Source organism: uncultured Marinobacter sp., from assembly GCF_913055835.1.
GTDB lineage: Bacteria > Pseudomonadota > Gammaproteobacteria > Pseudomonadales > Oleiphilaceae > Marinobacter.
Genome location: NZ_CAJXKQ010000043.1, coordinates 18,851 through 28,772, shown reverse-complemented (window position 1 = coordinate 28,772; position 9,922 = coordinate 18,851). Strand labels below are relative to the sequence as shown.

Here is a 9,922-nt window from a genome sequence, read left to right as displayed (position 1 = left end):
ATCACTCCGGACGAGTGCAAGATCGGCATCATGCCTGGCCACATCCACAAGAAGGGCAAGGTTGGTATCGTGTCCCGTTCAGGTACCCTGACTTACGAAGCGGTCAAGCAGACCACCGACTTCGGCTACGGTCAGTCCACCTGTATCGGTATCGGTGGTGACCCGATCCCGGGCTCCAACTTCATCGACATTCTGGCCCTGCTGCAGGAAGATCCTGAGACCGAAGCCATTGTGATGATCGGTGAGATCGGCGGTACCGCCGAGGAAGAAGCCGCGGCCTACATCAAGCAGAACGTCACCAAGCCGGTGGTTTCCTACATCGCTGGTGTTACTGCGCCTCCGGGCAAACGCATGGGCCACGCTGGAGCCATCATCTCCGGTGGTAAGGGGACAGCAGACGAGAAGTTTGCCGCCCTGGAAGACGCTGGTGTTCGCACCGTACGCAGTCTGGCCGAGATCGGTCAGGCCCTGAAGGAAGTCACTGGCTGGTAAGCTGGCCTTCTTTCAGTAAAAACCCCCGCTTCTGCCCTGCAGAGCGGGGGTTTTTTATTTATAATGCCGGGTCGCCTGAACTATGATGGCGGTTCCAATACCAAATAAGGAGTTCGTGCTTTGAGTTCTGTAGATTCCCAGCAAAGGGTTTTGTCCGGCATGCGTCCGACCGGCAAGCTTCACCTTGGCCACTATCACGGTGTGCTGAAAAACTGGGTGAAACTCCAGCATGAATTCGAATGCTTCTTCTTTGTGGCCGACTGGCACGCGCTGACCACCAACTACGACGACCCTTCCGGCATCGAACAAAGCGTCTGGGACATGGTGATTGACTGGCTTGCCGCCGGTGTGAACCCTGGCTCGTCCACCATGTTTATCCAGTCCCAGGTTCCGGAACACGCTGAGCTGCATCTGCTGCTGTCGATGATTACGCCCCTTGGCTGGCTCGAACGTGTGCCGACCTTCAAGGACCAGCAGGAAAAATTGAGGGAAAAGGATCTGGCCACCTACGGGTTCCTGGGTTACCCGCTGCTTCAGAGTGCCGACATTCTGGTCTACCGGGCAGGAAAAGTCCCTGTGGGCGCCGACCAGGTGTCCCATGTCGAGATCACCCGCGAGATTGCACGCCGGTTCAACCACATTTACGGTCGTGAGCCAGGGTTCGAAGAGCAGGCCGAAGGCGCCATCGTGAAGATGGGCAAGAAAAACGCCAAGCTCTACCGCAACCTGAAGCGGCGTTATCAGGAGGAGGGCGACATGGAGGCCCTGGAAACGGCCAGAGCCCTGTTGAAAGAGCAGCAGAATATCTCTCTGGGCGACCGGGAACGGCTCTACGGCTATATTGAAGGCGGTGGCAAGGTGATTCTGCCAGAGCCTCAGCCGCTGCTGACGCCGGAATCGAAGTTGCCGGGCCTGGATGGCCAGAAAATGTCCAAATCCTACAACAACTACATCGGCCTGCGGGAAGAGCCTGACAGCGTGGCCCAGAAGATCCGGACCATGCAGACCGACCCCCAGCGGGTCCGCCGCACCGATCCGGGCGAACCGGAAAAATGCCCGGTATGGGGTATGCACAAGATCTACTCCGACGCCGACACCCAGGAGTGGGTACAGACCGGTTGCCGCAGTGCCGGCATCGGCTGCCTGGATTGCAAAAAGCCGTTGATTGACGCGATTGTCGAGGAGCAGCGTCCGCTCCACGAGCGGGCACGGGAGTATGAAGGCAATCCGGATCTGGTTCATTCCATTCTCCAGGAAGGCCGCGAACACGCCCGTGATGCCGCTCGCGATACGCTTGAAGAAGTCCGGGCAGCCATGGGGCTTCATTACCGCTGAATCCGCAGGAGTTGGTGCCGGGGCTGATAACCACGGCGCCGTTCCGGAGTGAAAGGTTATGACCGAAGAATCCACCGATCAGGCCGGGCCCGAAGCCCAGGAAGCCGCCCCGGAGCAATCGCCCCTGGCGCTGGTATCCGGCAAGCCGGTGGTGGACCTTCCCAAGGACCTGTACATTCCGCCGGATGCCCTTGCGGTTTTCCTTGAAGCGTTCGAAGGCCCGCTGGATCTTCTGCTGTACCTTATCCGTCGGCAGAATATGAACATTCTGGACATCGACGTCAGCGAGATTACCCGCCAGTACATGGATTACATCGGTGCCGTCGAGGCCATGCGCTTCGAACTGGCTGCTGAATACCTGGTGATGGCTGCCACGTTGGCGGAGATCAAATCCAGGATGCTGCTTCCTCGTCAGGAAAGCGACGATGAGGAGGAGGTGGATCCCCGGGCTGAACTGATTCGCCGGCTTCAGCAGTACGAACGGTTCAAGCAGGCAGCCGAGGATATCGACGAACTGCCACGCCTGGAGCGGGATAATTTTGCCGGCTCAGCGGCTCTCCCCAGGATGCCTTCAAGCCAGCCCCACCCCGATGTCGACCTTCGGGAGATGCTGCTGGCTCTGCAGGGTGTCCTTCAGCGGGCAGACCTGTTCACCAGCCATCATGTTGAACGGGAAAGGCTATCGACCCGTGAGCGCATGTCCGCAATCCTGTCAGTGCTACAGGATGACAGCTTCGTGACATTCGAAAGCCTGTTCACGATTGAAGAGGGCCGACTCGGGGTAGTGGTGACCTTCCTGGCCACGCTTGAGCTGGTAAAAGAACAACTGATCGAGGTTGTCCAGGCCGAGGTACTGGGCCCCATTCACGTTCGGGCCAGGGCGGCCAGCTAGGGTCTCCGACAGTTCACAGCAAGGAAATACGGATCAGACACCATGAATGAAGAACACCTGCTGAGAATTCAGGCGATTGCCGAAGCGGCCTTGTTGGCGGCCGGCAAACCGTTGTCTCTGGACCAGCTCCGGGAACTGTTCAGTGAGGAGGAACGTCCCGCGCGTCAGGTGATGGAGCATGTCATGGTGCTTCTGGAAGCGGCCTGTGAAGGGCGTGGTTTTGAGCTGAAAAAGGTCGCCAGTGGCTACCGTATCCAGGTACGTGAGGAATTTGCGCCCTGGGTAGGCCGCCTGTTCGAGGAAAAACCACAACGCTATTCCCGGGCATTGTTGGAAACCCTGGCATTGATTGCCTATCGGCAACCCATTACCCGGGGTGAAATCGAGGACATTCGCGGTGTTACGGTAAGCAGCAATATCATTCGCACCCTGCTTGAGCGAGAGTGGGTGCGCGTTGTCGGACATCGCGATGTCCCGGGTCGACCGGCCATGTATGCGACCACCAAACAGTTCCTGGACTACTTCAATCTCACGGGCCTGGACCAGTTGCCGCCTCTGAATGAAGTCCGGGATCTTGAAGAGATCGGCCGGGAAATTGAAAAGAATATGCAGGCGGAGATCGAGTTCGAATCAACCACCGCCGAAAATGACGACGAGTCATCTAGCCAGACACTTCACTGATGCCATTCAGGTGTCAGTCAGATACTAAGGATTGATTTCATGGCGGCAGAACGCCCCAACAAACCAGCCAGACCAGCCCGGGACAAAGTCAGCCAGGGTGACCCTGAGCGTATTCAGAAATTGCTCGCCCGTGCGGGCATCGGTTCGCGCCGGGAAATTGAGGGCTGGATGGAAGCCGGCCGCCTGACGGTCAACGGTCAGCCGGTAGCACCGGGTCAGAAAGCAACGGTGGAAGACCGGTTCGAGTTCGACGGCAAACGCCTGGAAGTGTCCGGGGCGGCAGAAGTGATGCGGCGGGTGCTGATCTACAACAAGCCCGAAGGTGAAGTCACCACCCGAAAGGATCCCGAGGGCCGGCCGACGGTGTTCGATCGCCTCCCGCGGCTGAAGGAGCATCGTTGGATCTCCATTGGGCGGCTTGATATCAACACCACCGGCCTGGTGCTGTTTACCACCGACGGTGAGTTGGCCAACCGGCTGATGCATCCCTCGAACCAAATCGATCGGGAGTACGCAGTGCGTATCTTCGGGGAAGTGGATGATGCCATGATCGAGCGGTTGCTTCAGGGCGTTCTGCTGGAAGATGGCATGGCCAAGTTTACCGATATCTCCCCGGCCGGTGGTAGCGGCATGAATCGCTGGTTCCACGTTACCTTGCTGGAGGGTCGGAACAGGGAGGTGCGTCGCCTGTGGGAATCCCAGGGGGTGCGGGTCAGCCGGCTGAAGCGGGTGCGTTACGGGCCGATCTTCCTGCCAAGCAGGCTTACCGTGGGCAAATGGGAAGAGCTGGATCAGAGGGCGGTGGACACCCTCAGTCGGACGGTTGGTCTGGAATCGGTTGAGATCCCCCAGAAAACGCCGAATGAGCAGGCGGCCCACGACCGGCAGAGACGAAAAAGCCCTGGCCGCTCTGGCAAGAAGGCTCCGGGAAATAAATGGGCGGTCAGTGACACGAAGCCGGGCAAGCCGGCCGGGCGCTCTCCCAGGCCCGAGAGAGCGCGAAGCAAGACGCCTCGGGGCTGATCATCAGGAAATAGTGGCAAACACCCGGGTGCAGTTCCGGCCCTGGTGTTTGGCGCGATAGAGCGCCTCGTCTGCCCTGGCCAGCCATGCCTGGGATGATTCCGAGGGCAGGAAGGTTGCTACGCCGCAACTGGTTGTTACCCTGAGCTCCTTTTCGCCGCCATCCACCCGGATGGCCGCAATCGCCTCCCGAACCCGTTCTGCGACATCCCTGGCATCCTGCTCCGATGTGTGTGGTAGCAGGATGGCAAACTCCTCACCACCAAAGCGATACACGGTATCGGACGTGCGGATAGATTTTTCGATCTCGGCAGCGGCAATTTGCAGCAGGTGGTCGCCGACGACATGTCCATGGGTGTCGTTGACCGACTTGAAGTGATCGAGATCGCAGAGAACCAGAGAATAGGGCTCGCCATGACGCTCAGACAATACACTGGAGCGCTGCAGCGCATCGTCCAGGGCGCGCTTGTTGGGGATGCCGGTCAGTGAGTCGGTGAGCGAAGCCTGCTCTATCGCAACATACTGACAGGCGTTGCGAATGGGGCAGATTGCCGCGCTGAGGATCATCTCAACGCCTTCCAGTTCCTGTTCCGAAAAGCGCTGGCGGCGTTGCAGGGCCAGCGTTCCGTAGTTGACGCCTTCCAGACTCAGGCGGTACTCACAACGGTGGGGACCACCCATGCCGGTGGCATAGACGAAATCCTGCTTACCGATCCGATGCCGGTAGTTAAGTGCGGTGAAGGGCACGATCGCCACCAGCTCTTCAGCCAGGATGGCCAACTGTTCTTCCAGTGACAGGGTTGTGGACAGCCTTCGCGTCAGCCTGGTGAGCACATCCGGCGTGTTGTTCCAGTCCTGGTGAGCCTGACGCAGCGCGGCCAGCTTCTGGGGCTGGGCGGGAGACTGATGGATCGACGGTATGTTTTTCACTCGTATTCACTCTGTCGCAGAAGTTTACAGTGCTATGCTCCCCTTAAGCAGAAATTGTGCCCATTGAATAAAGGTCAATAAAATCATAAGGGTGTAGTCGTAATATCATTTAATTTCTGATTTTTTGGTTGTAGCTCCCGCGTTGCCGTCAAAAAACCGGCAGGGTTTTGCCGCGACATTTCCAGGGCTGTGCAAAATGTCAGACAAGGGGTGGGGCTATAGATTCCCTGTGGTAAACTTCTGCGTTTGAAATCGTGCCGTCTTCAGGAATGAGTGACCAACTTTATGAGGTTTCAGGCCCCGGAAAGTCTGTCTGAACAAATTGCCCAGCATCTGGGGCAACGGATCATCACGCGAGATCTCAAACCCGGCGAACGCATTCAGGAACTGAAGGTATCGGGAGAACTGAATGTCAGCCGTGGCTCTGTGCGGGAAGCGCTGCTGATTCTCGAGCGCCGCCATCTGATCGAAATTTTCCCCAGGCGCGGCGCGGTGGTTTCCAGCCTGACGCCGGAAAGCGTGAACAGCCTCTACGATATCTACATCGATCTTCTTTGCATGCTCGGGCGCAAGGTGCTTGAGCGCTGGTCCGGAAAGGAACTTGGTGGGGTCATGGGCCAGGTTCGGGAATTGCAGGCAGTGATCGATGCCCTCAACGCCACGAGCGCGGACGCCGCCGAGCAGGTCATTGACGCCGGATTCGGGGTTATGCGCTACGCCTATGGGCTGGTTGAAAACCCCTTTCTTGAGGAAACCCTGGAGAATTTTCGGCCAGCCATCAGCCGCACCTATTTCGTTGCGTTGGAGCACTTCCGGGAAGAAATCGGTGAAACCGCGACCTTCTTCCGGCAGTTGGCAGAGGCTGCCATTGATGACGACGCAGAACGGCTGCAAGCGGTCATTCAGGCCTTTGGGGAGCACCAGCGGCAACAGGTGTTGACGATTCTCCGGCAGGAAGCGAGCGCCTGATATGCGTCTGAAGTCCATCAAGCTGTCCGGCTTCAAATCCTTCGTTGATCCCACCACGGTACCTTTCCCGTCCAACATGACCGCCGTTGTAGGGCCCAATGGGTGTGGCAAGTCCAACATCATCGACGCGGTTCGCTGGGTGATGGGTGAAAGCTCCGCAAAATACCTGCGCGGCGAATCCATGACGGACGTTATCTTCAACGGTTCCAGTGCCAGAAAGCCCGTGGGCCAGGCCTCTATCGAACTGGTGTTTGATAACAGCGATGGTTCCGCGCCCGGTGAGTTCGTCAAATTCAACGAAATCTCCGTTCGCCGCCGGGTTTCCCGGGAAGGGCAGTCCGAATACTTCCTGAATGGCTCCAAGTGCCGGCGCCGTGACATTACCGACCTGTTCCTGGGTACCGGTCTGGGACCGCGGAGCTATGCCATCATCGAGCAGGGCATGATCTCCCGGCTGATCGAGGCAAAACCGGAAGAGCTCCGCATCTACATTGAGGAAGCGGCCGGTATATCGAAATACAAGGAGCGGCGCCGGGAGACCGAAAATCGCATACGACGCACCCAGGAAAACCTTGAGCGTTTGACGGATTTGCGAGAAGAGCTTGGCCGGCAATTGCAACATCTTGAACGCCAGGCGGCAGCGGCGGAAAAGTACAAGGCCTACAAGCAGGAAGAACGCCAGAAAAAAGCGGAACTGACGGTACTTCGCTGGCAATCCCTCGACAATGACCTGCAGGCCTGGCGTGGCAAAATCCGGGATACCGAACTGGAGCTCGAGAAACACCTGACCGAACGTGTGAGCCTGGAAACCTCCCTGGAATCCCTGAGAGACAGCCATCAGGAGCGTACCGAGCATTTTAACCGGGCTCAGGCCCGATATTATGAAGCCGGTGCCGATATCGCCCGTATCGAACAGAGCCTTGAACACCAGCGTGAACGAAGCCGGCAGATGGCCGCAGAACTGGACCAGGCCATGGCCAACCAGCGGGAACTGGCCAGGGAACTGGAGCAGGACGAAGACAAGCTCGCGGGTATCCAGGAAGAGCTGGACATGATGGAGCCCGAACAGGAAGCGCTGGCCATGCGCTCCGAGGAATCCGGCGAGAAGCTGCAGCTGGCTGAAGACGCGATGAGCGACTGGCAGCACCAGTGGGAAGATTTCAGCGCCCGCTCCTCCGATGCCCGGCGCCAGGCCGAGTTGGCCCAGTCCAGGATTCGTTCCCTTGAAGACGCCATTGAGCAACTCCTCACTCGCCAACGCAAACTGCAGGATGAGCAGGAATTGCTGGAAGGCCAGATGGATCGCGCGGAGCTTGAGGAGTTACTGGAACAACAGGAAGCGCTGGAACTGAAACGCGAGGAGGCCGCCGAGCGCATCGCAGCGGTTCAGGACGAGCTCTACGATGCCCGACAGCAACAGCGGGATTCGGAGCAGACTGTTTCTGAAGAACGCCAGCGGGTCCAGAGCCTGCGCGCGTCACTGGAATCCCAGCAGGCGCTGCTGGATGAGCAACTGGGGGCCGGCGACGATGTGCTGCAATCCTGGCTTGTACAGAACGCCCTGAGCGATATGCCCCGGGTGGCCAGTCAGCTCAACATTGCCGATGGCTGGGAATTTGCGGTTGAGCAGGTTATCGGGCGTTTTACCCAGGGTTTGTGTCTGCCCGACATTAACCAGCTTTCATCGGCTATGAAAGAGGCGCCAAGGGGGCTCGCCCTCGTTGAAGGCGGGGCGGCTGCTGAAACCGGAAATACCGGCCTGGCAGCAAAAGTCTCGGGCGTACCGGGCATTGCCTCACTGCTTCGCGGCATCGACGCGGTAGAAACCGTTTCTGACGCCATGGGTATGCGATCAGCCCTTCAGGACGGGCAAAGCCTGATGACGCCTGAAGGCGTCTGGGTGTCCCGGGATTGGGTCCTGATGCCAGACTCGGACGCCGGCCAGGGCGGGGTCATTGAACGACAGAAGAAAGTAACCGAACTGACTGCGCAACTGGCCGAAGCCGAGGAAGCGCTTGAGGCGGCCAGCGAGAGGCTGGACGAACTTCAAGAGCGCGCTGAACGCTCGGAATCCGCCCGTGACGAGGCCCAGGCCCGTTTGAGCGAAGCAGACCGCGAGCTGAGCTCACTGTCGTCCAGGGTCAGCGGCCTGAAAGCCCGTGCCGAGCAGATTGACGCCCGTCTGCAACGGATCCGGGACGATATCGAGGATGTCTCTGAAAACCTTGAGGGACAGAAAGAAAGCCTGCAGGAGGCCCGGGAAGAGTGGCAACAGGCGCTGGCCTCCACCGAAGACAGCGATGAAGAAAAAGAACGGCTTCTGGAGCAGCGCGACAGCCTGCGCGAGAACCTCGACCGGCTGCGCCAGGAAGCCCGGCACGACCGTGACCATGCGCATCAGTTGCAGCTTCAGCTTCAGACCCTGAACAGTCAGCGGGACGGCCTGAGGCAGACCATCGACCGGATGCAGCTGCAGAAGGAGCGCATCGATGAGCGTCTGGAAATTCTGAGGGAATCCCGGGAAAGTGCCGAAGAACCCATTGAAGATCTGCAGATGCAGCTGGAAGGACTGCTGGACCGTCGACTGGCCGAAGAGGAAAAGCTTGGCGCGGCCCGCGACTCCCTGGAAGAAATTGACCGGGAGGTCCGTGAAAAGGAGCAGGGCAGAAGCGGCACCGATCATCGCATTCAGGAAGTCCGGTCCCGGCTGGAAAAACTGAAAATGGAATCCCAGGCCCTGGAAATCCGCTCTGGTAACCATATCGAGCAGCTCAAGGAACTGGATGTGAAACTGCAGGATATTCTGTCCCAGCTGCCTGAGGGTGCGAACGAGAAAGACTGGGCGGATGAGCTGGAGCGCATCGGCAATCGCATACAGCGGCTGGGTGCCATCAACCTGGCGGCGATCGAGGAATACCAGGTTCAGAGTGAGCGCAAAACCTACCTGGATTCCCAGCATGAAGACCTGATGGAAGCCCTTGAAACACTGGATAACGCCATACGGAAGATCGACCGCGAAACCCGGCAGCGCTTCAAGGAAACCTTTGATCAGGTGAACGGCGGCCTCCAGGCGCTGTTCCCGAAGGTCTTCGGGGGCGGCAACGCCTATCTGGAGCTGACTGGCGAGGATCTTCTGGAAACCGGCGTTGCGATCATGGCCCGGCCACCCGGGAAGAAGAACAGCACCATCCACCTGTTGTCAGGCGGTGAAAAGGCCCTCACCGCTATCGCGCTGGTGTTTTCTATTTTCCAGCTGAATCCGGCTCCGTTCTGTATGCTGGACGAGGTGGATGCGCCGCTGGATGATGCCAACGTGGGTCGCTACGCGAATATGGTCAAGGAGATGTCGAAGCAGGTTCAGTTCATCTACATTACCCACAATAAGATTGCTATGGAGATGGCGGATCAGTTGATGGGGGTGACCATGCACGAGCCGGGTTGCTCCCGTCTGGTGTCGGTGGACGTGGATGAAGCCGCGGCGCTTGCAGAGGCTTGAGGCTGTTCAGAAATCGGGCAACCATGACAAAAACGCCATCTGGCCCGGGTGTGCGTTGTATTCATTACGGGCTTTTCTTAGAGTAGCAACGTTACGGGATCTGC

The 9,922-nt window shown here is 58.5% G+C and carries 7 protein-coding genes and 1 pseudogene; 7 read left to right on the top strand and 1 reads right to left on the bottom strand.

Translation table 11 applies throughout. The features are described 5' to 3' along the window. The 5 genes and pseudogenes from QZ534_RS17445 to rluB form a co-directional block, all read left to right on the top strand. Nucleotides 1–492: pseudogene (locus QZ534_RS17445) on the top strand (succinate--CoA ligase subunit alpha); the annotation flags it as partial. A gap of 120 nt (nucleotides 493–612) precedes the next feature. Then, nucleotides 613–1,827, top strand: coding sequence for a tryptophan--tRNA ligase (locus tag QZ534_RS17440; RefSeq protein WP_296936313.1), 1,215 nt, complete (start codon nucleotides 613–615; stop codon nucleotides 1,825–1,827). A gap of 58 nt (nucleotides 1,828–1,885) precedes the next feature. Further along, nucleotides 1,886–2,719 (top strand): ScpA family protein, encoded by an 834-nt coding sequence (locus QZ534_RS17435; RefSeq protein ID WP_296936311.1) that lies wholly within the window; start codon nucleotides 1,886–1,888, stop codon nucleotides 2,717–2,719. A 42-nt stretch (nucleotides 2,720–2,761) separates the two neighbouring features. Next, nucleotides 2,762–3,400, top strand: coding sequence for an SMC-Scp complex subunit ScpB (gene scpB, locus QZ534_RS17430; RefSeq protein ID WP_296936308.1), 639 nt, complete (start codon nucleotides 2,762–2,764; stop codon nucleotides 3,398–3,400). Between the two features lie 39 nt (nucleotides 3,401–3,439). Further along, on the top strand, nucleotides 3,440–4,423 hold the full coding sequence (gene rluB, locus QZ534_RS17425) for a 23S rRNA pseudouridine(2605) synthase RluB (protein ID WP_296936306.1): 984 nt from the start codon (nucleotides 3,440–3,442) through the stop codon (nucleotides 4,421–4,423). Nucleotides 4,424–4,426: 3 nt separating this feature from the next. Here rluB and QZ534_RS17420 read toward each other — a convergent pair whose 3' ends face one another. Next, nucleotides 4,427–5,353, bottom strand: coding sequence for a GGDEF domain-containing protein (locus tag QZ534_RS17420; RefSeq protein ID WP_296936304.1), 927 nt, complete (start codon nucleotides 5,351–5,353; stop codon nucleotides 4,427–4,429). Nucleotides 5,354–5,638: 285 nt separating this feature from the next. Between QZ534_RS17420 and QZ534_RS17415 the strand changes: the two genes are divergently transcribed. Together QZ534_RS17415 and smc are read left to right on the top strand one after the other, a co-directional pair. Beyond that, on the top strand, nucleotides 5,639–6,322 hold the full coding sequence (locus QZ534_RS17415) for a GntR family transcriptional regulator (protein WP_296936302.1): 684 nt from the start codon (nucleotides 5,639–5,641) through the stop codon (nucleotides 6,320–6,322). Nucleotide 6,323: 1 nt separating this feature from the next. Further along, the gene (gene smc, locus QZ534_RS17410; RefSeq protein WP_296936300.1) at nucleotides 6,324–9,818 is read left to right on the top strand and encodes a chromosome segregation protein SMC; all 3,495 of its coding nucleotides are present in this window, start codon (nucleotides 6,324–6,326) and stop codon (nucleotides 9,816–9,818) included. Nucleotides 9,819–9,922: the final 104 nt, after the last annotated feature.